General features: G+C 61.0%; 28 protein-coding genes and 3 pseudogenes. 15 read left to right on the top strand and 16 right to left on the bottom strand.

Going from position 1 to position 23,093, the window contains the following annotated elements:
- The first annotated feature begins 17 nt into the window (after positions 1 to 17).
- The 4 genes from ychF (at position 18) to HMPREF2785_RS01970 (ending at position 4,182) form a co-directional block, all read left to right on the top strand.
- Positions 18 to 1,106 carry a redox-regulated ATPase YchF gene (gene ychF / locus HMPREF2785_RS01985; RefSeq protein ID WP_070452600.1) on the top strand — a complete coding sequence of 363 codons (1,089 nt, stop codon included), beginning with the start codon at positions 18 to 20 and terminating at the stop codon, positions 1,104 to 1,106.
- Positions 1,107 to 1,124: 18 nt separating this feature from the next.
- A complete protein-coding gene (locus HMPREF2785_RS12165) occupies positions 1,125 to 1,421 on the top strand; it encodes a recombinase family protein (protein WP_070452603.1) in 297 nt (98 codons plus the stop codon).
- Between the two features lie 255 nt (positions 1,422 to 1,676).
- Entirely contained in the window at positions 1,677 to 3,461 is a 1,785-nt protein-coding gene (locus tag HMPREF2785_RS01975; RefSeq protein WP_228496378.1) for a hypothetical protein, read from the top strand.
- A complete protein-coding gene (locus HMPREF2785_RS01970; protein ID WP_016456434.1) occupies positions 3,448 to 4,182 on the top strand; it encodes an ATP-binding cassette domain-containing protein in 735 nt (244 codons plus the stop codon). The genes HMPREF2785_RS01975 and HMPREF2785_RS01970 overlap by 14 nt, the downstream gene beginning before the upstream one ends.
- Positions 4,183 to 4,315: 133 nt before the next feature.
- Here HMPREF2785_RS01970 and HMPREF2785_RS12160 read toward each other — a convergent pair.
- A pseudogene (locus HMPREF2785_RS12160) lies at positions 4,316 to 4,438 on the bottom strand (IS3 family transposase); the annotation flags it as partial.
- Between the two features lie 146 nt (positions 4,439 to 4,584).
- Here HMPREF2785_RS12160 and HMPREF2785_RS01965 point away from each other — a divergent pair.
- Both HMPREF2785_RS01965 and erm read left to right on the top strand, forming a co-directional pair.
- Positions 4,585 to 4,818, top strand: a complete 234-nt coding sequence (locus HMPREF2785_RS01965; RefSeq protein WP_224784272.1) for a recombinase family protein — start codon at positions 4,585 to 4,587, stop codon at positions 4,816 to 4,818.
- Positions 4,819 to 5,167: 349 nt separating this feature from the next.
- Positions 5,168 to 6,022 carry a 23S ribosomal RNA methyltransferase Erm gene (gene erm, locus HMPREF2785_RS01960; protein ID WP_070600915.1) on the top strand — a complete coding sequence of 285 codons (855 nt, stop codon included), beginning with the start codon at positions 5,168 to 5,170 and terminating at the stop codon, positions 6,020 to 6,022.
- Positions 6,023 to 6,092: 70 nt separating this feature from the next.
- Here the strand turns inward: erm and HMPREF2785_RS12155 are convergent, their stop codons facing one another.
- From HMPREF2785_RS12155 to merA, 4 genes and pseudogenes are all read right to left on the bottom strand, one after another.
- Positions 6,093 to 6,446 carry a type IIL restriction-modification enzyme MmeI gene (locus HMPREF2785_RS12155; protein ID WP_016423158.1) on the bottom strand — a complete coding sequence of 118 codons (354 nt, stop codon included), beginning with the start codon at positions 6,444 to 6,446 and terminating at the stop codon, positions 6,093 to 6,095.
- A gap of 374 nt (positions 6,447 to 6,820) precedes the next feature.
- Positions 6,821 to 7,210, bottom strand: a pseudogene (locus tag HMPREF2785_RS01950) (peptide chain release factor I).
- 192 nt (positions 7,211 to 7,402) lie between these two features.
- Positions 7,403 to 7,753, bottom strand: coding sequence for a hypothetical protein (locus HMPREF2785_RS01945; protein WP_005293255.1), 351 nt, complete (start codon positions 7,751 to 7,753; stop codon positions 7,403 to 7,405).
- Complete coding sequence (gene merA / locus HMPREF2785_RS01940) at positions 7,750 to 9,171, bottom strand: mercury(II) reductase (protein ID WP_070452615.1); 1,422 nt, start codon at positions 9,169 to 9,171, stop codon at positions 7,750 to 7,752. The genes HMPREF2785_RS01945 and merA overlap by 4 nt, the downstream gene beginning before the upstream one ends.
- A gap of 98 nt (positions 9,172 to 9,269) precedes the next feature.
- On the opposite strand from merA, the gene HMPREF2785_RS01935 reads away from it, so the two are divergent.
- Entirely contained in the window at positions 9,270 to 9,659 is a 390-nt protein-coding gene (locus HMPREF2785_RS01935) for a heavy metal-responsive transcriptional regulator (protein WP_005290994.1), read from the top strand.
- 46 nt (positions 9,660 to 9,705) lie between these two features.
- On the opposite strand, the pseudogene HMPREF2785_RS12340 reads toward HMPREF2785_RS01935, so the two are convergent.
- A pseudogene (locus tag HMPREF2785_RS12340) lies at positions 9,706 to 9,951 on the bottom strand (alkane 1-monooxygenase); the annotation flags it as partial.
- Positions 9,952 to 10,156: 205 nt separating this feature from the next.
- Here HMPREF2785_RS12340 and HMPREF2785_RS01925 point away from each other — a divergent pair.
- Positions 10,157 to 11,131: an NAD-dependent epimerase/dehydratase family protein gene (locus HMPREF2785_RS01925; RefSeq protein WP_070568673.1), complete on the top strand. Its 975-nt coding sequence runs from the start codon at positions 10,157 to 10,159 to the stop codon at positions 11,129 to 11,131.
- Positions 11,132 to 11,691: 560 nt separating this feature from the next.
- On the top strand, positions 11,692 to 13,695 hold the full coding sequence (locus HMPREF2785_RS01920; RefSeq protein ID WP_246821128.1) for a hypothetical protein: 2,004 nt from the start codon (positions 11,692 to 11,694) through the stop codon (positions 13,693 to 13,695).
- A 235-nt stretch (positions 13,696 to 13,930) separates the two neighbouring features.
- On the opposite strand, the gene HMPREF2785_RS12335 is transcribed toward HMPREF2785_RS01920, so the two are convergent.
- The gene (locus tag HMPREF2785_RS12335) at positions 13,931 to 14,548 is read right to left on the bottom strand and encodes an RCC1 domain-containing protein (protein ID WP_210386074.1); all 618 of its coding nucleotides are present in this window, start codon (positions 14,546 to 14,548) and stop codon (positions 13,931 to 13,933) included.
- A 29-nt stretch (positions 14,549 to 14,577) separates the two neighbouring features.
- On the opposite strand from HMPREF2785_RS12335, the gene HMPREF2785_RS01915 reads away from it, so the two are divergent.
- From HMPREF2785_RS01915 to HMPREF2785_RS12265, 3 genes are all read left to right on the top strand, one after another.
- Positions 14,578 to 16,059 carry an ApeA N-terminal domain 1-containing protein gene (locus HMPREF2785_RS01915; protein WP_070568670.1) on the top strand — a complete coding sequence of 494 codons (1,482 nt, stop codon included), beginning with the start codon at positions 14,578 to 14,580 and terminating at the stop codon, positions 16,057 to 16,059.
- A gap of 274 nt (positions 16,060 to 16,333) precedes the next feature.
- Positions 16,334 to 16,663 (top strand): nucleotidyltransferase family protein, encoded by a 330-nt coding sequence (locus tag HMPREF2785_RS01910; RefSeq protein ID WP_070614131.1) that lies wholly within the window; start codon positions 16,334 to 16,336, stop codon positions 16,661 to 16,663.
- Positions 16,584 to 16,838, top strand: coding sequence for a HepT-like ribonuclease domain-containing protein (locus HMPREF2785_RS12265; RefSeq protein WP_083308018.1), 255 nt, complete (start codon positions 16,584 to 16,586; stop codon positions 16,836 to 16,838). Before HMPREF2785_RS01910 ends, HMPREF2785_RS12265 begins: the two co-directional genes overlap by 80 nt.
- Positions 16,839 to 16,929: 91 nt before the next feature.
- On the opposite strand, the gene HMPREF2785_RS12140 is transcribed toward HMPREF2785_RS12265, so the two are convergent.
- The 3 genes from HMPREF2785_RS12140 to HMPREF2785_RS01890 form a co-directional block, all read right to left on the bottom strand.
- On the bottom strand, positions 16,930 to 17,091 hold the full coding sequence (locus HMPREF2785_RS12140; protein WP_246816755.1) for a VOC family protein: 162 nt from the start codon (positions 17,089 to 17,091) through the stop codon (positions 16,930 to 16,932).
- Between the two features lie 211 nt (positions 17,092 to 17,302).
- The gene (locus tag HMPREF2785_RS01895) at positions 17,303 to 17,545 is read right to left on the bottom strand and encodes a hypothetical protein (RefSeq protein ID WP_070568665.1); all 243 of its coding nucleotides are present in this window, start codon (positions 17,543 to 17,545) and stop codon (positions 17,303 to 17,305) included.
- Between the two features lie 2 nt (positions 17,546 to 17,547).
- A complete protein-coding gene (locus HMPREF2785_RS01890) occupies positions 17,548 to 17,793 on the bottom strand; it encodes a ribbon-helix-helix domain-containing protein (RefSeq protein WP_034662589.1) in 246 nt (81 codons plus the stop codon).
- Between the two features lie 129 nt (positions 17,794 to 17,922).
- Here HMPREF2785_RS01890 and HMPREF2785_RS01885 point away from each other — a divergent pair, with 129 nt between their 5' ends.
- Positions 17,923 to 18,204: a type II toxin-antitoxin system RelE/ParE family toxin gene (locus tag HMPREF2785_RS01885; RefSeq protein WP_070568662.1), complete on the top strand. Its 282-nt coding sequence runs from the start codon at positions 17,923 to 17,925 to the stop codon at positions 18,202 to 18,204.
- 34 nt (positions 18,205 to 18,238) lie between these two features.
- On the top strand, positions 18,239 to 18,499 hold the full coding sequence (locus HMPREF2785_RS01880) for a HigA family addiction module antitoxin (protein WP_070568690.1): 261 nt from the start codon (positions 18,239 to 18,241) through the stop codon (positions 18,497 to 18,499).
- A 54-nt stretch (positions 18,500 to 18,553) separates the two neighbouring features.
- Here HMPREF2785_RS01880 and arfB read toward each other — a convergent pair whose 3' ends face one another.
- From arfB to HMPREF2785_RS01860, 4 genes are all read right to left on the bottom strand, one after another.
- Positions 18,554 to 18,997, bottom strand: coding sequence for an alternative ribosome rescue aminoacyl-tRNA hydrolase ArfB (gene arfB / locus HMPREF2785_RS01875; protein WP_070614130.1), 444 nt, complete (start codon positions 18,995 to 18,997; stop codon positions 18,554 to 18,556).
- Between the two features lie 31 nt (positions 18,998 to 19,028).
- The gene (locus HMPREF2785_RS12135; protein ID WP_070614129.1) at positions 19,029 to 19,316 is read right to left on the bottom strand and encodes a putative glycolipid-binding domain-containing protein; all 288 of its coding nucleotides are present in this window, start codon (positions 19,314 to 19,316) and stop codon (positions 19,029 to 19,031) included.
- 21 nt (positions 19,317 to 19,337) lie between these two features.
- Positions 19,338 to 19,655 carry an amphi-Trp domain-containing protein gene (locus HMPREF2785_RS01865; protein ID WP_070614128.1) on the bottom strand — a complete coding sequence of 106 codons (318 nt, stop codon included), beginning with the start codon at positions 19,653 to 19,655 and terminating at the stop codon, positions 19,338 to 19,340.
- A 95-nt stretch (positions 19,656 to 19,750) separates the two neighbouring features.
- On the bottom strand, positions 19,751 to 20,797 hold the full coding sequence (locus HMPREF2785_RS01860) for an FUSC family protein (RefSeq protein WP_070614127.1): 1,047 nt from the start codon (positions 20,795 to 20,797) through the stop codon (positions 19,751 to 19,753).
- A 138-nt stretch (positions 20,798 to 20,935) separates the two neighbouring features.
- Between HMPREF2785_RS01860 and aac(3)-XI the strand changes: the two genes are divergently transcribed.
- Complete coding sequence (gene aac(3)-XI, locus HMPREF2785_RS01855; protein WP_046095284.1) at positions 20,936 to 21,382, top strand: aminoglycoside N-acetyltransferase AAC(3)-XI; 447 nt, start codon at positions 20,936 to 20,938, stop codon at positions 21,380 to 21,382.
- On the opposite strand, the gene HMPREF2785_RS01850 is transcribed toward aac(3)-XI, so the two are convergent.
- Complete coding sequence (locus HMPREF2785_RS01850) at positions 21,379 to 22,410, bottom strand: sensor histidine kinase (RefSeq protein ID WP_070568648.1); 1,032 nt, start codon at positions 22,408 to 22,410, stop codon at positions 21,379 to 21,381. The genes aac(3)-XI and HMPREF2785_RS01850 overlap by 4 nt on opposite strands.
- Positions 22,407 to 23,075, bottom strand: a complete 669-nt coding sequence (locus HMPREF2785_RS01845) for a response regulator transcription factor (RefSeq protein WP_210384137.1) — start codon at positions 23,073 to 23,075, stop codon at positions 22,407 to 22,409. Before HMPREF2785_RS01845 ends, HMPREF2785_RS01850 begins: the two co-directional genes overlap by 4 nt.
- Between the last annotated feature and the right edge of the window lie 18 nt (positions 23,076 to 23,093).

Below are 23,093 nucleotides of genomic sequence, written 5' to 3'. Positions count from 1 at the left end.
GGATAGGATGGAGCGCCGTGAGCCTTACTCTTGGAATTGTCGGTCTGCCCAACGTCGGTAAATCCACCTTGTTTAATGCGCTGACGCGCAACGAGGTGCTTGCCGCTAACTACCCGTTCGCCACCATCGAGCCGAACATCGGCCTGGTGGAGCTGCCGGATCCGCGCCTGGATCGGCTGGCGGAGATCTTCGACTCGGAGCGCGTGCTGCCAGCAACCGTGTCCTTCGTGGACATCGCCGGCATCGTCAAGGGCGCGTCCGAGGGCGAGGGCATGGGTAACGCCTTCTTGGCCAACATCCGTGAGGCGGACGCGATCTGCCAGGTGGTGCGTGCGTTTTCCGACGACAACGTCATCCACGTCGACGGCCAGGTCAACCCGTCCTCGGACATCGACGTGATTAACACCGAGCTGATCCTCGCGGACCTGCAGACCATCGAAAAGGCCCTGCCACGCCTGGAGAAGGAAGGCCGCAAGGACAAGGACGTCGCCGACCAGGCCGAGGAGGCTAAGAAGGCCCAGGCCATTCTCGAAGACGGCCGCACCCTCTTCGCCGCCTCCAAGACCGGCGATATCGACCTGGCACTGCTGCACCACCTGCACCTGATGACCGCCAAGCCGTTCCTCTACGTCTTCAACTCCGACGAAGCCGTGCTGACCGACGAGGCGAAGAAACAGGAACTGCGCGAACTCGTCGCCCCGGCCGAGGCTGTGTTCCTCGACGCCCAGACCGAAACCGAGCTGCTCGAACTTGACGACGAAGACGCAGCCGAGCTCCTCGCCGCCGTCGGCCAAAACGAACCAGGTTTGAAGACCCTGGCCAAGGCCGGCTTTGACACCCTCGGCCTGCAGACCTACCTCACCGCAGGCCCGAAGGAGGCTCGCGCCTGGACCATCCACAAGGGGGACACCGCCCCGAAGGCCGCAGGCGTGATCCACTCCGACTTTGAAAAGGGTTTCATCAAGGCCGAGATCGTCGGCTTCGAAGACCTGGACGCGCTCGGCTCCATGGCCGAGGCCCGCGCCGCCGGCAAGGTCCGCCAGGAAGGCAAGGACTACGTCATGGTCGACGGCGACGTGGTCGAGTTTCGTTTCAATGTAACCTAAATACGCTATGAATAGCGTATGACTACACGCGCTGCTATTTACCTCCGTATCTCGTTAGATGCTGCCATGGACGGCCTCGCCATCGACCGGCAGCGTCAGGACTGCGAAGCCCTCGCCGAGCAACGCGGCTGGGACGTCGTGCATACCTACGTCGATCAATCGATCTCTGCATCAAAGAAGGACGTGGACCGTCCCGACGAATCGGTGCCATACTTCGACTGTGACCGTCAACGGCAGAACGCAACGAAGCATCAACACCCGCGGCGGCCAGAAGTCGATCGCCGAGCTTTCGGCAACGAATTTGCCGGGCACTAAGGACAGCTACTACTACAACTTCTGCTAGAACTCATGCGCATTCGACCCCTAGTACTTGGGCTTTTGAGCCTACTTCTTGCTGCAGTCATCGCGACTACTGGGTGGCTGCTGACAGCCCTGGTTGACTCCACCAAGCCCTTGTCCTTAGGGGTCGAATCAACCTTTAGTCTTGACTACGTCGAGCCTAAGACTTCACTCGCGGAGGAACTTGAGTCAGACTACGCACCGACGGTAATCCGTAACTCACTGGTTTCATTGGCCGAGCAGAACGGCTACTCCATCTACCGGCTGACTGGCACCGATGACGCAAGCGGGACTTCCCACGAGGTTTTCATCCCGCTGGAGCAAAATTATCCAGCACCGGAACGCATTCCCCGGCTCAACCGGCCGGATGCCTTGAGCCAAGCGTCCAGTGAGCTTGGGTCGCTGGATTACCACGGTGACTACGTCTTGGTTCCCAAAGCAACGGGTGGCAATGCGAACCACTTCTACGAATCGGCCAGGAATGACGGGCTCAGGCTAAGCGAAAAGACGCAGTTCCTTCACCTCATCCAATCGGTCGTATTCCGCCTGCCCGCGTTGGTGGCGATCCTGTTTCTATTTGTCGTTTCCCTTTTTGCCCTGGTATTTGTTCTTCGGGTTTCCGGTCTTAGATTGGCAGCGCTGCGCACAATAAATGGCGGGCACCGCAGTCAAAAAGGCAATTGGCGGCAATGGGCCTTTGTCATCCTCCCACACCTAGTTCTCATTGGCCTTGCGAGTACATTCCTCGCCCGCCAAGGAAGCTATTCTTTTGCTTTCCTGTTCCTCAGGTTCTACGCCGCCGGGATAGGCTTGGCCCTGGCCACCACCGGTTTGGCCGTAGCCGTCACCGCCCCATTGTTGCGCCGCGCAGTAGCGCTGCTGGGGCAGCGTGCCCCCGCAGAGAAGGCGGCGGGAAAAGCGCTGAAAGTAATTTCGGTCTTTACCTGCGTGACCTTTGTAGCAGCGGGTCTTAGCTCAGCGGCTGCGCTCCGCTCCTACCAGCAGGAATCCGAGGCCCAGCAGACCTGGAAATCTCTCGCGGAGTTTGGAGCCTTGCATTTTTCAGCCAACTTCGACGGCCCTGCTGGCCGCGCGGAAGGAGGCGAGCTCTTGCCGCCCAGTGTGCAGCAGAACTTCCGCGACTTCGCGCTCAGCTGGGAACGGGAGCACGGGGCTGTCCTCAGCCATACTTTGCCGAAAGAAGGTACCGGTGTGCCGGACTCCTGCCCCGTGGCACTTGCTAACCGCCAATGGCACGATCTGCAGGATTATCAGTTCCGTCCCGGAGACGACAACCACTCGGTCGACTATTCCGCAGCCCAAGAGCATTTCGCAGCTTCCGTGGATCTGTGGGCTCAGGAATCCGGCGACCTGCTCCTTAAGTCTGCGCAAATTGGTCCGGTCAGTGCCGATCATGCGGTCGGATTCATTAGTGGAACAATGTCGGGGGAACTGGTTCCCGGCGATTGTTTTTACGTGCTTGAAACGGACGATCTATCCGGCTTCGACGCAGACTTCCTAAGCTCCACAGCTTCGAGTGAAAATTTGCTCTTCGCGGATTTCTCGGAACTGGGTCCAGAACTTACCGCTGCCGGCCTCGAAGGCTACGTGTACCCGGTACGCGCGGCCGATCGCGGTCTGGCCGAACTAGTAGCCAGCACGGCGCTGTTCTGGCTGAATATCCTGAGCGTCCTCGGAGCTTTGCTCGCCACGCTTGCGGCCTTGATAGTCCAGGCGCGCATCCAGCTCCGAGTTCACCGTCGCCTCCTGGTACTCCTCCACAGCGCTGGGCAATCACCGGACAAAACGATGTGGCGACTATTCAAAAGCCAACTGGTCAGCCTGACAGTTGTCGTCATATTGTCCGTCCTGGCTCCGCTACTGCTTCCCAACCCGTTCCTCTACACCTTCACCGCGCTAAGCTGCCTTGTCTTAATCGTCTACCTCGGTTTTGCCCGTCTCAGTATTTCTCAGCACATGTCCGCCTCCCCTAGGAGTCACAATGTCATTGGCTAGCCCCAATCAGTCCCCCACTCTGCCGCCGGAGATTTCCACCTCTCATCTCTGTCTCGCCGCGGAGTCGACTTTTTCTGTGGGGCGCAGCACGCGGATGGTGAAGAAGTCCCTCGTGGAAAATGCAACGTTTTCCCTACCCGGGCCAGGCTTTGTCGCCATCTGTGGAGCCAGCGGTTCCGGAAAGACTTTGCTGCTCAACACCTTGGCCGGGCTCCTGCCGCCGGCGGACGGCCTCCTCCGGATAGACGGTGAGAATGCCTCCGCGTGGAGGATGAAGCGGAGGCGGAGATTCTGGCGAGAACGCGCAGCGATAATCCACCAAGACCACGGAATCATTCCCGAACTAAGCTGCGAAGATAACCTCACCCTCGGACTATCCAGGAAGCAATACTCCAAAGAAGAATTGCTGCACTCCCTCGGCGAAGTCGGTCTTGATGTCCCCTTCGACGGGCCGGCAGCTATTCTCAGCGGAGGCGAGCAGCAGCGGCTGGCGATCGCCCGAGCCCTGCTCCGCGGCGCGGCTTATGTGTTCGCTGACGAGCCGACCGCCTCCCTCGACCCCACTAACCGCGACCAAGTTATCGCGCTCCTGCGGCGAGCTGCGGACGGGGGCGCACTCGTTCTGGCCGCCACGCACGATGCCGCAGTTATTGCTGCCGCTGACAGCACCTTGCGCATCAATGATCGCCAGGTCACAGTCTCCGGCTCTGCGCGGGATTAAATCGCGATGCCCGCGGCCTTGGCCACCTTCCGGTACCCGGCCGCATGGTCCGCGACGCTGGCGTGGGCGTTGAGTCCGCTGGGGTTGTCGAGCACGGGCCTGACCCCCGGAAAGTAGACACGTCGGGGGTTAGCTATGCTGCTTGGGCCAGCGTAGCTGATGTGAGTGCTTCGAAGTCATTGGGGGCTAGAAAGTTGCACCAGGAGTGCCGTCTGCGGGTGTTGTAGCGCATGCACCACCGGAAGACTTCTTGGCGACTGATGTCGAAGTGGTCGGGTTTTAAGTTCAATGTTAGCTAAGGGCCTTATTAAAAGCGTTTGGCAACACGCGCTCCTATTTACCTTCGTATCTCGCGAGACGCTGACGTGGATGGCCTCACCATCGACCGGCAGCGTCAGGACTGTGAAGCCATTGCAAAGCAGCGTGGCTTGGACGTTGGACATAGGACATAACTACGTCGATCAGTCCATTTCCGCGTCAAAGAAGAATGTGGCTCGCCCCGACTACGACGCCATGGTGGCATCCTTTGAACGCGGCGAAATCGACGCGATCATCTGCTGGGACCTCGAACTACCCGCCCCACGTCGGTGGGTAGTCCGATCAGTCGGACAAAACTACTCCCGCACCACAGCGTAATAAGGGGTGCACCTTAAAAACATCCGGAGGTGGGGGTAACTCCCCCTCGTTGCCCAGAGACAAAATACGCCAGTGGCGTCTGTACGACGAGCCGAAGGTAGGACAAATTCCAATCCAGAGAGGTCTTGCACTGTTGCGGTGCGGTTGTCTTCTTTCTCACCGTATTGGACCCTGCGAAATTAATTGGATACGATAGGCCCATGTTGATTTCAGGTTCCGTTTTCATGCGGCCGCCCACCAGCCGCTAAGGCGGTTTTCTCCCTCCCGCAGGTTAGAAACCGCTCCGGTCCTTTAGCCGGGCGGCTATTTGTCATGCCCGGCTCCCTTTCAAATCCAAGGAGCACACCTGATGTCTGCATACGGACACGGCCGTCACGAGCATGGCCAAAATTTTCTCACCAACCACAAGATCATCAACTCCATCATCGACCTTGTGAAACAAACCTCCGGCCCCATCATTGAGATCGGGCCAGGAAGCGGTGCCCTCACTCACCCGATGGCCCACTTGGGGAGGGCGATAACGGCAGTTGAGGTAGACGCAAAACTAGCTGCCAAACTCACAAAAAAGACCGCCTCGGCGGCGGTCGAAGTGGTCCATGATGATTTCCTTAACTTCCGGTTACCCGCCACTCCCTGCGTCATTGTGGGAAACATTCCCTTTCACCTCACCACTGCCATTCTTCGAAAGTTGCTGCATGCGCCGGCATGGACTGACGCTGTACTCCTCATGCAGTGGGAAGTCGCTCGCCGCCGGGCCGGGGTAGGTGCAAGCACGATGATGACAGCTCAGTGGTCCCCATGGTTCACGTTTCACCTTGGTTCCCGAGTACCAAGGTCTGCTTTCCGGCCACAGCCAAACGTTGACGGGGGGATCTTAGTGATCCGCCGGGTGGGTGACCCGAAGATCCCGATAGAGCAACGCAAAGCCTTTCAGGCGATGGTGCACACCGTTTTCACCGCCCGGGGACGCGGGATAGGGGAAATTCTCCGAAGGGCAGGGTTGTTTTCATCACGTTCAGAGACACAATCATGGTTGCGCTCGCGAGGAATCGACCCCGCAACCCTACCTCCCAGATTGCACACCAGCGACTGGATCGATCTCTTCCAGGTGACTGGTTCCTCTTCACCGCGCCATCGGCCCATTTCACAATCGGGAAGTAGTCAACGCCCTCCTCAACGGAAAAATCGAGGCCGGCGGCGGTAATCCCCCCACCACCAAAACCGAAATCCACCAGTAGTAGTGAACGACCCATGTTCGTCTACCGTGAGCCGCGTTATGGCAGTGACGTGTTCTCGTCGGGCACAGTCATAGTTCCCGGCGTTGCCAGCGACAGGGTTCTACACCCAGCAGCGGGACCGATCAAAATCACCCGCACGGGGAACGACCCTGCTGGTGGTTTCGATTTTGATGAAAGCGAGGAGACATAGCCCCTCGCCAACTCCCCGTAGCTGGCGAACAGTAGCTCCTGGCGCTGGCGCTCGTTGGTGAGTTTGCGTGCCACATCGAAAGCCTTATCGACTTCCCGGTCCAAGTTGTTGTGAGCCTTGAGCAGAATTGGGTCCATCGATAACGGGTTGTAGTGCTCCGCGAGTGACCGCTGGGGGTGCCGCTCGCGTGCCCGCAGCACCAACTGTCCAGCGTCGATGATTCGCTGCTGCGCCTTCTCATCTAGTTCACACAGAGCTGGTCCGCAGTTGTAGCTCCCGATGTACTCCGAAAAACGGAAAAAATAAATAGTGGGGATACATCAACCTTCCACTTTCCATTCTTCCGGCTCAGAGTATTGAGGGGTCTGGGACCGGGTCCGTAAACCCTTTATGTTTTTCGCGCACAGCGGTTTTTAGCGACGCACCCTATAGGTTTTCCGCAGAACTTATATGTGTTTCTGTGCACCCCATATGTTGTCTGTTTTAGCGGTATTTCGTTGTTAATTCCGCACGCGCGCATCAAATGGTTATTTATCGACGACACTCCGTCGAGTTCAAGTTCAACGTGTAGTGCTTAACCTCTGCGATGAACTCTTTGATCCCGGGACGTGATGAAGACTGGGGCTATTGTGCTCCCCCGAACGCTACGGCCCGGGGGCACGAGGCTGTGTCGCAGGTGCAGGCGAGAGGACCACTAGCGAAACACAGACCGCTGAGTCGACGCAGTCACGGTAAAGACGGAGCCGTCTAGGCGGTGCTCGAGGTTGCGCGGGATACGGTGACGCTGGGCGTCGGTAAGCGATGCGCATTCCGCGACATCGATGGAAAGCTGGACTTTGCCGTCCGTCGTGTTGACGCCCTGGCCGCCCGGAGTCGACGATTTCGCGAAACGCTCCGCGAGATCGGCGGCGATGACCGCACCGTCGGGGATCCCCGGGCCGGGTGCTATGGTCATGTCGTTCATGCCGCCCAGCCTAGGTGCCCACAACCCTTTCTCGTCTCGGCGGAAGCGGAGACCGCGTCGCGACGGCCGGGATCCAGCCTCAGTATTATCCTCGTCACCGGTTGATTCGAACGCTTTTTGCTCCTCCTTCTCCCGTCGGGCTTCGATTTCAGCGGCCTCCGCAGGTGGCAGTGATCGCTGGATCCGCTCGAACTACCGGTTCCGATCAGCGGTCGAAGGATTCTCGCAGCAGCCGGACCTGCGGCGCCGGTGCCGCCGCCGTAGCCTGACGAGCATCCCCGCCATGACGGCCATCACGACGGCGGTCCCGGCACCGATGATCCAGGGATTACCGAGGAGCCCACCGACGCCTGCGAGTGCTCCGCCCGCCGCGATGAACGGCAGGCCGCAGCAGAGCAGCGACGGAAGCGCGCAGCATGCCAGCAAGAGCAGCCCGGTCACTGCAGCGACGACGGGACCGGCGCGCCATTCGTCGCGGTCCTGATCGGCGCTCATCGTCTGCTTCAGGATGAGATCTCCCCGATTGCCTGCGTTGCCGTTCATGCGCAGCACGACAGCAGCGACGGGTCGGTGGTGAAGGCCTTCGCGGCGATCCGGATGCCCTCGGCCATGGTCAGGTAGGGGGCCCAGGCGTTGGCGACCTCGGCGACGGTCCTGCCGAGCACGTGGACGCCTGCGGCGGCGAGCTCCCCGGCGTCCTTGGCGACGGCGGTCAGGCCGAGGATCTCTTTCGTCTCGGCGTTCACGACGATCTTGATGAACCCGCGGGTGTCGCGGTTGACCAAGGCGCGGGGCACGTGGTGCAGGGGCAGGACGCGGCAGTCGCAGTGGATCCCCGCGGCGAGGACGTCCTTCTCGGTCATCCCGACCGCGCCGATCGCGGGCCCGGTGAACGTCACCCGCGGCAGGCGGGCGTAGTCGACGGACCGGTCGGCGTCGGCGAACGCGTTCTCGGCGACGAGGGTGCCGTGGTGGGCGGCGACGTAGACGAACTCGGGGTGCCCGGTCACGTCGCCCGCGGCCCAGACCCGCGGGTTCGAGGACTGCAGCCGGTCGGAGACGACCACCTCGCCGGAGTCTCCGGTATTCACCCCGACCGCATCGAGGTTCAGGCCATCGGTGACGGGACGGCGTCCGAGGGCGACCAGGACCTGGTCGGCGCGGAACTCCTGCGAGCCGCCGGACAAGGCGGCGGTCACGACGGCCTCGCCTCCCGTGCCGCGGGAGACCCGGGTGGGCACTGCGCGGCTGACGACGCGGATGCCCCCGTCGGCGAACACCTCCTGGAGCGCCTTCGACACCTCCGGCTCCTCCTTCGAGGCGAGCCGGGACCGCACGAGCAGCGTGACCTGCGAGCCGAGGCGGGCGAACAGCTGCGCCTGCTCCAGGGCGACGTAGCCGCCGCCGAGCACCAGCAGCGACTCGGGGACCTCCGTCAGCTCCATCGCCGTGGTCGAGGTCAGGTATCCGGTCTCCTTCAGGCCGTCGATCGGCGGTGCCCACGGGCGAGAACCAGTCGCGACCAGGTAGTGGTGGGCCTCGATGGTCTCGACGCTTCCGTCGGATCCGGCAACATCGAGAACCGGCGCATCAGGGGTGCCCACGAACGAGGCGTCGCCGCGGAGGACCTGCCAGCCGTAGGAGTCGGCGACGTCGGCGTACTTCTCGCCGCGCAGCGACTCCACCAACGCTTGCTTCCCAGCGATCAGCGCGGGCATGTCGACGGGATCCGCCGTCGTCGCGATCCCGGGGAACCGGGTTGCGGCGTCGACCGCGACGTGCCGCGCGCCGGCCGCGGCAATGAGCGCCTTCGACGGGACGCAGCCCGTGTTTACGCAGGTGCCGCCGAGCGTCCCGCGCTCGATCATCACCACCGACTTCCCGAGCGTGCTGGCGCGGATCGCAGCGGCGAACGCGCCGCCTCCCGATCCGATGATGGCGAGATCGTACTTCGTAGGCATCGCTACTCCTGTCAACTCTTGGCTTTCTGCTCTGTCTCAGCCATACTGGACCTTCCAGTGCAGGGGAAGGTCAAGCGCGGCCACGGAGGGAGACAGCAATGTGGATCGGAGAACTCGCCGAGAGGGCGGGCACTACCGCGAAGACCCTTCGCTTCTACGAGGAACAGGGCCTTCTGCCCCCGACCGAGCGCACGCCGTCTGGATACCGCGACTACGCGCCCGAGACGGTCGCTCGGATCGACTTCATCCACCGCGGCCAGGCCGCGGGTCTCACTCTCGCCCAGATCCGCCAGATCCTCGACATCCGCGACGGCGGCCATGCGCCCTGCGAGCACGTGCGCGACCTGCTTGACGTGCGCCTCGCTGAGATCGAGCAGCAGATCGCGCAGCTCTCCGTGCTGCGCGACACTATCGCGGACCTTAGCCAGGACGCCGCGCACCCGGATCCTGAAACGTGCAGCACCGATCAAGTGTGTAGATACTTGTAGACGGCGGGAGTCAATGACTCAAACGCTACAACCCCGATATGCGCTAGCGCATGTCGATGCCGCCGGTGCCCACCTCGATGATTTTGGTGGTGGCCGCGATAGCACACAGCAGCGGCATCGGGGCGGAGGCCTGCAGTGCGAAGTGGTGGACTCGGAAGGACGCGTTGTTCACGCCGATTTCGTCCGCAGCCTGGGTGATCTCCAGACGAGTCTTGGCGATCTTTTCCGCAGATGGCCCGCACTAGCTGCCGAAGGCGTAATGCCCGAAGCTTAAGAAGCCGAACGCTTTCATTGGATAACACTCCTTTTGATGGTGTTAACGAGAGGGGGTAACTTTGCAACGACATACCGTTGAATTTAAGTTCAATGTGTAGGTTAGCCGAATAAGAAGCTCTGACAGATGGTGGGGTAATCCTGCTCTGACATCTTATTCCAGCTTGGATGCGCTGGGATTAGGACTGGTCACGTGTGAGAAGGTTTCGTGTACAACTAGTGACATGAACTTTTTATTGCTCGGTGGTACCGGTTTCCTTGGAGGACACATTGCGGCGGCAGCAATCGACCGAGGACATCAAGTTACTTGCCTCGCGCGGGGTAACGGGAAGGTTCCCAACGGAGCCGAATTTGTGAGTTCAGACCGTGACCGTGACGGTGCGTACGATGAGGTTGCGGGGAAAACTTGGGACACCATTGTGGATCTGACGAGTCAGCCGAAGCATGCGCGGGATGCGGCGACGAAACTCCAGGCCAAGCATCGTATATTTCTGTCTTCGAGCAGCGTATATGAGGACCAAGGAAGTATTTCTTCCGAGTCTGATTCCGTAGTCACTCCGCTTGAAATTGACTACATGGAGAACATGGGGCAGTACCCGGCCGCAAAGTCTGCTTGCGAAACGATTTATCGCAACATAAATAGGTCGGTAATGGTAGTTCGACCCGGTCTGATCGCCGGCTACGGCGACGAAACAGGGCGCAGTGGTTACTATCCGTGGCGCTTCGCGCATCCCACGGGTGAGAACGTGATCGTCCCAGACCCGGCGTTTCCCGTCGCTATGATTGATGTGAAAGACCTTGCAGACTGGATAGTTGAGTCTGCAGAAGTTGGAACTTTCGGAACCTTTAACGCCACGGGGTTTGCTACTTCCTTGTCCGATGTGTTCAAGATTTCGCGTGAGTTAACCGCATCGGAGGCTACGGAGCGACCTTGCTCTGATGAACTGCTTCTCGCTAATGATGTAACCCCGTGGATGGGCCCAAAATCGTTGCCGTTGTGGGTACCAGGTGAACAGTTTCGCAACATCGCGCTACTCGATTGCGCCACAGCCTACGAAGCTGGCCTGCAGATTCGCCCGTTGAAAGAAACATTGGCGGATGCGCTGCGATTCGAAGAAGAACAGCAGGGGGAAAGACTCGCTGGGCTCAGCGATGAAGAGGAAGTCGTGCTTCGCCAGCGGTTAGAAGATGGTATTTAGTTTCGGCAGGAACAGTTTTAGTTGCAGTCGGGACCGTACTAAGTTGGGTTTCGTTCCGCGACTGACTGTGAGAATGAGTCCGAATCTGACTTGAGGGGAACTTCGGCGGTGCTAGCTCTTCATGACGCGGAACGATCTAGCCTGCAGAGGCTGCCTTTCCGAGCAGGAAACGCCTTGCGGCACACTTTTCGGCTTCTCGAATCGCTTGCAACTGAGTGAGGTAGCCTTCTTTCGCCACTCCGTGGAGTTCCGTTTCAATAACTAGTGAGATTCGTTGATGATTCTCGTCGAGTGTTGAGTCAGGACTAGTGCCCGGCGCTTTTGCCAGGGACCTACCCGCGTAGTTGTACATCGTCCGTCGTGCGCCGCTCCGCGGTGGGGAGGAGCCCGATGGGGCGCGGGACTATGCCCATGGAGACGTAGGTCGTGTCCGCCTCGGGGTGATGCGCCGCTAGTTCGGCTCGCCTCCACGACAGAACGAGGAGCCGGCGCAACGATCGACGTGGACGACGGCTCCGCCCAAGGGGACTGCTGCACGATCAGGCAACAACTTCAAATTCGTGTCACTAGGCGCCCCCGAACTGTATAGAGTGACGCCTACCGGGAGGGAGATTCGAGTGTCGGAAAGCGGACCAGAGAAGAGACTGAAGTTCTTCGGCCTCAGCGACTACGGAACCTTCTGGCAGGCCGACCGCCTCCTAGAGCTCGTCCGTGAATTCGATGCTACTCGTGGCGATCAAGGCATAAACGACATCGTTGAGTTGCATCATCTCGCGTTGTTCCTAGAACACAAAGTTCTCCCGAAGGACCTGGCCGAAGCAGAGCGAGACGCGCCTCTGGCGCACGTCCCCGAGATCCGGGAAGTCATCGGCAGGTTTTTCGGCAAAGTGACTGACGCCACCTTCTCAACGCTCGTTCAGGACGTTGACTTTCAGTACCGCACAGACGTCCTCGATCTCCTCGGAAAGAACAAGGTCTTCGAGCGCTGCACTGACTCGATCGTGCTTGCTGCACTTCAAGAGCAGAGTTTCCACCCGCACGATCTGCTCTCATGCCAGACACTCGTGCGTGCCTACGACCAGGAGATTCGGGCCCTGCTACTCGATGAGCCGCGCAATGCTGAGCTGCTTGCGCGGAAGTTCCTCCAGTCCGAGGGGCGGGATCCAATCCATCTTCCGAAGAGCTTTACTCCCGCGGATCAGCGTGGCCTGTTTGACCGATATCTCGATGAGGAAGAGCCCAACCTCAACTTCGTCAAGCTGATCGCATCCGCACGAGCTGACAAGAACACCGGCGTCGATGCTCGACTGAAGCTAAAGGCTCGTCGCAAGGCAGATGCGCTCACGAAGAAGATGTTCGAGTCCACGGAGGGGATCAAGACCGGCTGCGAAGTGGGCATCTCGGCCGATCAGGTCGAAGAGGTCGTCCAGTCTTTGGACGGCATGGTTGGCAAGTACTCCTACAGTCGAACCTGGCTCACGGAGAACCTCGACTACCCGACTATCCTGAATAACTTTGTTCACCTGTTCCAGTTCGCCAACGACCACATGCTCCTGGAACTCCCTTCCTACGGAGCGCGACTTGGCGTCTTCGAGCGGTTCATGGGTACGCCGGGCAAGGGCGACTACCGGACGGGGGCGGTGTTCAGGCTCAAGGATCAGGCGTCCTTGCTCCAGACCTTGATGTACGAGCGCTTCCTCAGCTCCGAAGGTATAGAGCTCGAGTTGGTCATCGCTTGGTTCTTCACGGACTACCTTGAGCAGGAGTTCGGTGCCAAGGGGCTGAAGTACCGCGCCTCCAGCCCGACCGCTACCTACCTTGAGAAGAGCCGCCATCTGTTCTCAGAGATGGAGAGCGTCCTCAAGCAGTTCACGCTGCATGTCGACTACGGCGAGGTTGACCCGGAGCTGCTGACAATCACATCGGAGCAGCTTTCCTACGGCGACATCCCGAGTCAGGTTGTGGATAAGTACGCCTACGTTGCCAACAACGCGGACATCCAAGGAATTCAGCACCTGCTCTTCTCGGACCAATCCGGATTGGTGCACATCAGCAGCGATCTGGAGGCAGAGAGCTTCCTCCACTTGGTCATCGCCAATGACATCGCCTACGACCAGTTCCACGAGTACCAACAGCGCAACATCGACTTCCTGGTCGAGAAGGGCATCCTGACCGGAGATCGTGACCGAATTGCGTTTGCAAGCGCGCCACAATTGCATGTGCTCAAGGAACTCTGGGAGTACGAGGTGACGAGCTGTCTCCATCATTCGGCGGCCGGCCAGAAAGCCATTGACGAGATGGTGAGCGCCGGATGGCTGGTGCATCGATCAACGCTGCTCAGCGCCGCGGAGGTCAGCTACTTCAACTACTTCCTTAACGATAAGGAGTTCAGCAACGGACCTAGCCTGCGCAACCGCTACCTCCATGGATCACAGGCAGACGGTGACGACGACCGCGTTCACCGCCACACGTATCTAACAGCGCTCCGCCTACTCGTTGCGCTGGTCATCAAGATCAACGATGACTTCTGCCTGACGGATAACGCCGTGCTCGCGAAGGAATAGGGGCCGACCGCTGGCATGGTCGAGCCCTCTTCAGATCCCTAGTATGTGGCGTCTCAGCCGGGTTCCCTGCCGGCGTGATGGCGCGGTACCTCCTTCGTGGCGTCCTGCAGGCTGACCCACGTCGAGGGTGAGCCTGTGTCCCCTGATCAGTAGCGAGCACTGACCGTGGGGAGGGGGAGCACGTGAACCCTGTGTTCAGATGTACCTATGTGCCGGAACTCGGTGGAGTTTAGAGTCAACGTGTGATCGACGGCCGATTATCGGGCACGCTGGACTTCAGTTCATCTGTGGTCGAGCGGCCCAGGCGTTGACATTGCATTGCTGCTCGGTGTGGTCGCCCGCAGCCACGACTGTTTCGTCGGCCCGCAGCCACGACTGTTCCGTCGGCGCGCAGCCCGAGCGAGTGTCTCGCTCCGGCTGCGATCGCTGTGATGCCGGTCCATGACTGGACATCGCACTGGCCGAACTGGTTGTCGCCCGTTCCGAAGACCCTTCCGGTCTGGCTCAGCGCGAGCGTATGGACGGAGCCGGCTGCCACTGAGGTGATGCTTCTCCACGATGACACCTCGCACTGGCCTCTGCTGTCGTCGCTGACGGCGACGACGGTGCCGTCGTCGTGTAAGCCGACGGTGTGCAGGTAGCCGGCAGAGACCTCGGACACGTGTGTCCACCGGGCGACGTCGGTCTGCCCTCGCTGATTGTTGCCAGTTGCGAGGGCTGTGCCGTCGCGTCGAACTGCGATTGTGTGCCAGTCGCCGCATCCGATCTCAGTTGACCATGATCTCGCTGTAGATTGTCCTACGTGGGGGGCATGTGGTGGAGTAAAGATTTTCGACCTGACATCTGGCCGCAAGACAGGAAGGAGCCCGGACCGGGAGCACGATGCCTAATGATCCTCTCAACCTCGACAAGGCCGGCGAGTGGGCTGGCGTGTGGTGGCTGCCGGAAGCCCCTAGCGAGAAGGTCCCGGGTGTCCTACGGTACGACCCGGAAGATGGTCTCTCTCTGTCGCTGATCGGCACCTTCGAGGATCGGATCTTGACGACGGACTCGTCTGGATGGACTGCTGTTCACGAAGGAACCCGCACCTGGGAAGTCATGCACGGTGTGGCCGAGCTCAGGGAGATCACACTGCTCGGCTGTGTTCCTAGGAGCACCAGAAGGACCATGGGTGCGCGAGTGGCGAGCCCTGATAAGCAGACCGTGACCGCGACGGTCGCCATCATCGGCGCGCATGTCAGCGGTGACGCGGATCCGGCGTTCGCTAGGGCAGAAGTCTCAGTCGAGGATCTGAGTCTCTGGGCGGTGTCTTCTGTGTTCGAAGGATCCCTCGGGGCTCCCGACGGCAAGATCGACGGGACCGGGCGTATCTCGGTGAAGCCGGTCAAGGCGCAATCGGTCGTAGTCGACGACACTGAGTATCGCCTTCAGCACACGCACACGCTTCCATTCTTCGACCAGCGCAAGGGAGGAAGCGTCGGACGTGTGCGGGACACGGTGTCCATCTGCGTCGTGCCAGCCGAACCATTCTCTCTGAGTGTTGCTCTGCAGGAGGCGAGCCTGGTGCAGGACCTGATCTCCCTGGCGACGCATCGCGCGGCCGGAGTGATCTGGCTCCGACTGGAAGTTGCCGGGACCGAGTCGCACTTCCCTGATGGCCGCCCGCTGCCGCGCCGACGTGCCGATGTGCTCTACTCACCGGCCGCGCTTGGAAAACACGACGCGAAAGCCGTCGATCACCACCGAATGTTCTTCACCTGCGGCACGATCCCATTTGAGGAGGTCATGCCCCGATGGTGCGACGCCCATGGCCGCCTGGAGGCAGCGACAAACATGATCTTGGGCTTGCGCTACGCACCGGCCCGTTTTGTTGAGAACAATCTTCTGACGGCAGTCGGTGCTGCCGAGGTGTTGCACCGCAACCTCCGCATCGACGAGAAACCGTTCCCCAACGCGGAGTTCAGGGCGATGCGAGAGGCGATGCTGGCGCAGGTTCCCGATGAGCACCGAAACAGGTTCAAGGGAGCGATCCGCAACGACCCGACCCTCCGTGATCGGCTCCATGCCCTCGCCGCGCGACCCGATCAGGAAGCGATCGCACAGCTCTTACCGGATGTCGACCATTGGGCGAAGTGGACGACGCGCGCCCGCAATGACCTCGCGCACGAGGGCAGAACGCCCAACCATTCCATCGAGGAGCTGATCGCCGTCGTCGAGGTGACGACCGCGGTCGTAATCCTCAACGTCTTGCACGAGCTCGGGTTGCCGGCAGAGCGACAGCGAGAGATCGTGCGGGAGCACCCGCAACTGAGGGCTACGTTCCGTACCGCTGCCGAATGGCTGGTTCCCTCACCAAACCCTTAGGTGCACTGCGATAGCCGCTACTTCGGAACCTCCGTGACGCTGCTGCCCGGTCGTTTAGTGCGAGACGCGTGTAAGCCTGCTCTATCGCTCGTTCGTTGAGTGCGTCATGGCGGGCGGGCGAGACGACCGGCTGTAAGTGGTGGCAGCGCGTCAGTGCCGCCTGGTGCGGCGGTGAGACGGGAGAATGTCGTCGGCCCTTAAGAACGCGGTGGAGTTCCGCTTCAGTGTCAAAGCTCCATGTCGACGTGCTGCCGGGCCCGTTACCCCCGGAAGCATGTCTGAGACCGTCATGACGCCTGAGACGCTTGCCCTACGCGAGATTCTCGTTGCGCGTCTTGACGAGTTCCAGGTGCTCCTCGATCGGTACGGTGCGACCAACCCGAAGTTGTTCGGGTCCGTCGCGCGCGGCACCGCGTCTGCAGGATCGGACATCGACATCCTCGTCGGGATGGACCCTGCGGAGGGACGTCTCCTGATGCGTGCGTCTGGTCTGCTCGAGGAGAGTCGCGCTCTGTTCGGGCGCGATGGCATCGATGTGTTTCCTGCCCAGTTGCTCAGGCACCCGGTATCCGCTTCGACGCTCGCCGAGGCGGTGCCGCTGTGAGTCGCAGTCCGGCGAAGCCGTGAACCATCTTCCCGATGAGATCACCGGCGCGCACCCTGAGATCGTCTGGCCTCAGATTCGGGATCTCCGCAACATCCTGGTGCACCAGTATTTCGGCGTCGACATCGACGTGGTCCGCGATGTCGTCGATACTCATCTGCCTCCTCTTGCCTAGGCGCTGCGGTGCCACATCTCTGCTGACTGACGGCACGGCTCCAAAGGTTATTCGGCTACGGAACGGGGTCGAGTTCAAGTTCAATGTGTAGCTAGGCCCCGGGAATACTCACGCAGAACTCGTTGCCTTCCGGGTCCTGCATGACAGTCCACACCAATCCCGGCGCCTCGTGGGTGATGAGTTCGGTAGCGCCTAGGTCTTTGAGGCGTTCTATTAAAGTTTCGCGCTCCGCCCCGCCAACGTCGATGTGCATGCGGTTTTCCCAGGTATCGGATCCTTAACGCGCTGAAATCCCAGCGCCGGGGTGGAATCAACCATCACAAAATCGCCGTAATCCGCGGCGATTTCGCAACCGGTTGCGGCGGACCAAAACTCGCCGAGTTTTGAGACACTTGCAATGCCTTGGCGAGCGCATGATTGCTGTATCCGGTAAGCACACCGGGTTTCTTCGAAGATATTCGTGCCTAGTCGAGCAGGGCGCGGTACTGTTTGCGTGCCTTCATGGAGTGAATGATCGTTTCGGTGCCGTCATCCCAGATGAGTACGACAATCTCGAGTAATCTCATTGAGCCGTCGAACCCGAGGCGCAGTTCCCTTTGAGGGTGTTCCTCATCGAGTGGGGTCTTAAAAACGCAGCCTGAAGTCGCGGCAGTAACGGAGTCGTCTGGCTTGATGCCGTGTTTCGTGGCGCTTCGGCGTACGTCCATTTCTAAATAGCATTCTTTAGCGCTTCGCGGATTGCCTGAGAGCGTGACCATCCGTTTTCAGCCGCAAACTTGTCGAGGTCCGATATCTCGCCGGGGGAAAGCCGAATGGAGATAACCTTCGCAGCATCTTCGTTTCGAGGTTTCCTTCCACGTCGACGAAGTGTCTCTACGTCGTAGCCTTTCTCGGCTTCGGTTACCCACGCATCGATTTGCTCTTCGCTGACTAGCTTCCCGTTGATAGTTTTCATGCACGTAATCGTAATACGGAAAAGGCTTGGCGGCTAGGGGGAGGTTATATTCTTTCGACAATCCGTCGAGTTCAAATTTAACGTGTAGCGTTATTGACGCTTCGCGTTATGGGGGGGATAAGGTGAAGCATGATCCAGTCGTTCGCTGACAAGGACACCGAGCGTTTGTGGAATCGAGAGCGGGTTCGCTCGATCGATTCCCGCATTCACTCAGTAGCGCTGCGCAAGCTTCGCCAGCTTGGGCACGCGCAGACTCTTGATGAGTTACGGAATCCCCCGGAGAACCGGCTTGAGGCGTTGAAAGGTGATCGGCGGGGTCAGTTCAGCATTCGAATCAATGACCAGTGGCGGATCTGTTTTCGGTGGTCCGCCGCGAGGCCAGAGGAGGTTGAGATCGTTGACGACCACTGACAAGCTCCCTCCGGTTCACCCCGGTGAGATCCTCATGGAGGACTTTCTCAAGGAAATGGGGATCACCCAGCACAAGCTCGCCGTCTCCATCGGCGTTCCGCCCCGCCGGATCAACGAAATTGTTCACGGTAAGCGCGCTGTAACCGCTGACACGGCCCTTCGTCTAGCGAAGTTCTTCGGAATGAGCCCCCAGTTCTGGCTCGGGTTACAGACCCAGTACGACCTGGATGTGGCAGAAGACAAAATCCTCGCCGAGATCGAGAGGATTCAGCCGATTCACGCTGTCTCGACGTAGCGGTTACCCGAACCAGGTCCGTCAGCGTGAGGATATGCACGCGGATGGTTCGAACTAGGGAATTTGGGGTCGCCGTCGCGTGGACTTGAGTTCCGAGCGCCGCTTTTTCGCTTCGAGACGGCGCCGCACCGAGCCGCGCGTCGGCTTCGTTTTCCGCCGCGGGGGAGGCGGTGGGGCGAGAGCCTCGCGCAAGAGGGCGGCCATGCGTTCGCGTGCCTCGGCACGGTTGCGGATCTGCGAGCGCTGCGTCGATGCGCTCACGGTGAGCACCGTGCCGTCCAGGCGGTGTTCGAGGTTGCGCAGGGCGCAGCGACGCTGGGCGTCGGAAAGCGATGCGCATTCCGCGATGTCGATGGAGAGCTGCACCTTACTGTCGGTGGTGTTGACGCCCTGGCCGCCCGGGCCCGATGCCTTCGCGAACCGCTCCGACAGGTCCGCCGCGGCGACGACAAGGCCACCGGGGATCCCTGGGCCGGGCGCGATGATCAAGTCCTGCATGCCGCCCAGCGTAGTCAGAGTTGTTTCCGGATCAGACCCGCCGTGCGAGATCAGGGTAGTGTACGACCACTCCGTCACCGTCGACCTCCAACTCGACGTCGACTCCCCGTGTTCCGCTTTCGTATCGGACAGTTTCAGCATCGACGGAGCTGTAGTACTGGTCTGATGCGATCACCTGGAGGGACGGTATATCAATCCAAGCCCTGATTGCGCCCCACGCCAACCCGAGGACCTTCTCGCCGTCCACGTCAACACCGAGCCCTGCCAGCACGCCGACGACGAGCACATTCCCGGCACCGGTCGATGTGCCAGAAGACATTGGGTTCGGCGATACGCGACGCTAGGAGATCGTGAACCCAGACGCCGGCGCTTCCGTATCGACGGGGGCGCCGTTGTCATCGACGTACCACTTCATTTCCAGCTCGAGTTCGCGCTCGATGCCGCGACGCTTTTGTGCGTCGGTGACCTCCATCGTGGTGCGGAACGTACCTGGCAGTTCCATCGCTAGGGCGGATTCTCCGGTACCAAGTGTGATGTCGCCGGCCCGGATGCGGGTGGCGAGGGATTCAAACAGGTCGGCCAACTGGTCGCGGCTGAAGTCGGTCTTGCTCTTGAGTAGCTTCCGGCTCTTGCGGGAAGTATTCGCCTTTTGTGTCATTGTGACCCCATCCTTTCTCACCCAGCCCGATCGAACTTTACGGGCAACCGCCACCAGTATAGCGAATAAAAAATGCGCGAACTGGGGAAATGCGGTTAGTAGGGGTCGTCGCCACGCCGTGGCAGCACCACGGTGGGGTACTTGCGCACGTATCCCACCGCGATGATCGTCAGGGCGGCCACGGCGCCGAGCATGGTTTCTGCGGTGCGGGCGAGCAGCATTGGGACGACTGGGGCGGCGTCGACAACTTGCACCATCAAAAGCGCGGTCGGGGTGATGAAGCTGGCGGCGATGGTGTAGTTGCGGGTCACGTACATCTCGGTCAGGTACTGCAGGATGACGATCCACACCACAATCTGCCAGCCCTGCGGGTGATGCGACAGCAGGAAGCCGGTCACAGCGATACCGGTCAGGGTGCCAAGGACGCGCTCGATGGCACGGAAGTACTGCACCTTAAACCGGGAGTTCACTAGGGGAGCGGCCGCGGCGACCATGGCCCAGTAGGAGTGGGAGAGGGGGTCGAAAAGCGTCACCGAAATCAGGCCTAAGGTTCCAGCGAGCAGCGGGGCGAAGAAGAACCGGTTGGCCTCGACCGCAAGGCGGCGGCGCGGCACCCGGCCTGCGTCGGGGGATCGGGTGGGGATTTCGCTTTCCTTCGCGTCGCCACCCGGCCCTTCGCCGATGAGGTGAGAGAACAAACCTAAAACAAGGCACACCAGGGCCGCGCCGCCTGCGATGGCGCAGGCGAGCAGCGGATGGACCGGGTTGCTCAATGAACCGACGGCGGCGACAGCGAAGATCACGAACACGGAGCCGGTCGGTTTCATGTCGGTGGCCAGCGCGATCGTCGCCCACACAGACGACGCAATAGAGGTGACAATCAGCAGGACCCAGGGGCTGACATCAAACCACGCGATGGTGGCGCCGAGGGTGACCATCAAGGTCAGTGCGGTGCCGGCAAGCATGTGGTGCTTCAGACGAACCTCGCGGGTGGCATGGCGGCCGTACACGCCGGTAAAAGCGCCGAAGTTCGCGTAGATGGCAAGGTCGAGCCGCCCGAGCGCCAGCAGGGTAAACATGGGGATGGCCACGCCGAGCGCGGTGCGGAAGGCGGGGATGTGGTCGCGTCGTGCAGGTCCCATCGTGAATAGTGGGCTGAAATGACGCAACCGGGGCCTCCTCAATATCGAACTTTTCTCATGCTGCCCTGCTAGGGCACTCGAAATACTCTAATGGTCACTTCAAAATGTTTCAGAAGAGGGCCGTTAAGGTGTGCGCATATGACTACAACCAACGAGATCAGGGTCGCGGAGGTAGCGGACGCGGGGGTCGTCGCAAAGCTATTGCGCGATTTCAACACAGAGTTTGATACCCCGGTTCCCGAAGGCCTTGAGGAGCGGTTTGCGCAGATCATCGCACACGACGACGCCTTCGTTCTCCTCGCCGGCGATATTGGTTTCGCCTACGTCACCCTGCGCCCGAGCCCGTATTACGACGGGCCGGTGGCGATGCTCGACGAGCTCTACGTCGCACCTGCCCACCGCAATCGCGGGGTCGGCACGGCGCTGCTGCAGCGGGTCTTCGAGGAGATCCGCAAGCACAGCGCCGGCGAATTACAAATCAACGTCGACGAGGTAGACACCGATGCGCGCCGCTTTTACGAACGCCACGGCCTGACCAACATCGAGCAAGGCTCCCGCATGCTGCTCTACATCCGGGAGCTTTAGGCCGGAAGCGATAGCTTTGCGACGAGCCCACCACCGGCCCGCGGCGCAAGCACCAGGGATCCGCCGTGGGCGTTTGCGATCGCATCGACGAGTGCCAGCCCGAGCCCGTGGCCGGCGCCTGCGGTGCGTTCGGCGCGCGCGAATGGTTCGGTCCAGGTTGCAACCTCGGCCGCGGAGTAGGTCTCGCCGCCGGATTCCACGGTGACCTCAGCGAAGTTGCCCACCTTGCGCAGGGTGAGCGCGGGGTTGTTGCCGTGGGTGAGTGCGTTGCGCACCAGGTTGTCCACCGCCTGGCGGGTCAGGGTGGGGGAGGCGTCCACGGTCACGGGCACGGCGTCGGCGGGGACGTTGCGGTCGGCGCACACCTCGCGGCACAGTTCTGCCAGGTCGAGGCGCTGCCGGTCGCGCACGTCCACGTTGGCCAGCTGGAGTAGGGCGGCGACGGTGTCGGCGCTGCGGGCGTTGACCTCGCGCACGCGGGTTAGCGTGGGACGCAGCCCGCCGTCGTCGCCGGTCAGGGCCACGTCTGCCATGGTCTGGATGGTTGCGATCGGAGTCTTCAACTCATGGGAGGCGTTGGAGGCGAACCGGCGCTGGCGCTCCACTGCGCCCGCCAATTCGTCGAGCATGACGTTGAGCGCGTCTGCGAGTTCGCCGACCTCGTCGTCGGGACCATGGTGGGTGATGCGGGCTGAGAGGTCGCCGCGGGTGACGGTGGCGGCGTCGTCGGCAATGTCGCGAAGAGGTTTGATCACCAGGCCTGCCACGAACCAGCCGATCACACCCGCAAGCAGGGTCAACAGGGCAAGTACCGACAGGGAGGCGAGGAGGACGCGGCGCAGGATCTCGCTGGTGATCGGCACGGCACCGTCGATGATGACACCGTCCTCCACCGTGGGGAAGGTGGCCGTTACCGGCACCGGGGTGAGCTTCAGGTAGGCATACACCAGCCCGATCAGCGCTAACCCCATCCCAAGCACCGTGGCCACGAACATCACCGTGATGCGGGCCCGCAAACTCAGCCTCATCGTTCCTCCTCCGCCACGTAGTAGCCGGCGCCGGCCACGGTGTGCACGATGCGCGGCTCGCCTAGCTTCTTGCGCAGGTGCGACACCGTCACGCGCGGGGAGTTGGTGAACGGGTCCGCGTTTTCGTCCCACGCCTCCGCGAGCAGGTCCTCGGCAGAGATCACTCCGCCGTCGGCCTCCATGAGCACCTCGAGCACCGCGAACTCCTTCGGGCTCAGCGGCACAGTCTCGCCACCACGGGTGACCTCGCGCCGAAACGTATCCAGGCGCACATCCCCGCACCGGTACACTTCGCCGCGCGCCGGGGCGTTGCGCTTCGCCAGCGCATTAACCCGCGCGATTAACTCCGGCACCTCGAACGGCTTGGGTAAATAATCGTCGGCGCCGAGCCCGAACCCTTCCAGCCTGTCGTCCAGGGAGCCGGACGCGGTCAGCATGATCACCCGGGTCGCGGGATGCGTATCGACGACCCACCTGCACACCTCATCACCATGCAACCCCGGCAGGTCCCGGTCGAGGACGACAACGTCGGGGCGGGTGTCGTCGATACGCGAACGTGCTTCGAGGCCGTCGTAAACGGCACTAGCCTGCATGTTCGCGTTGTTGAGCGCGGTGGCGATGGCGTCGGCGAGATAGGCTTCGTCGTCGACCACAAGTACCCGAATTGTCATGGCCCCGATCGT

Source organism: Corynebacterium sp. HMSC067D03, from assembly GCF_001811185.1.
GTDB lineage: Bacteria > Actinomycetota > Actinomycetes > Mycobacteriales > Mycobacteriaceae > Corynebacterium > Corynebacterium coyleae.
The sequence above is the reverse complement of the archived record's forward strand: the minus strand, read 5'-3'. Positions and strand labels throughout refer to the sequence as shown.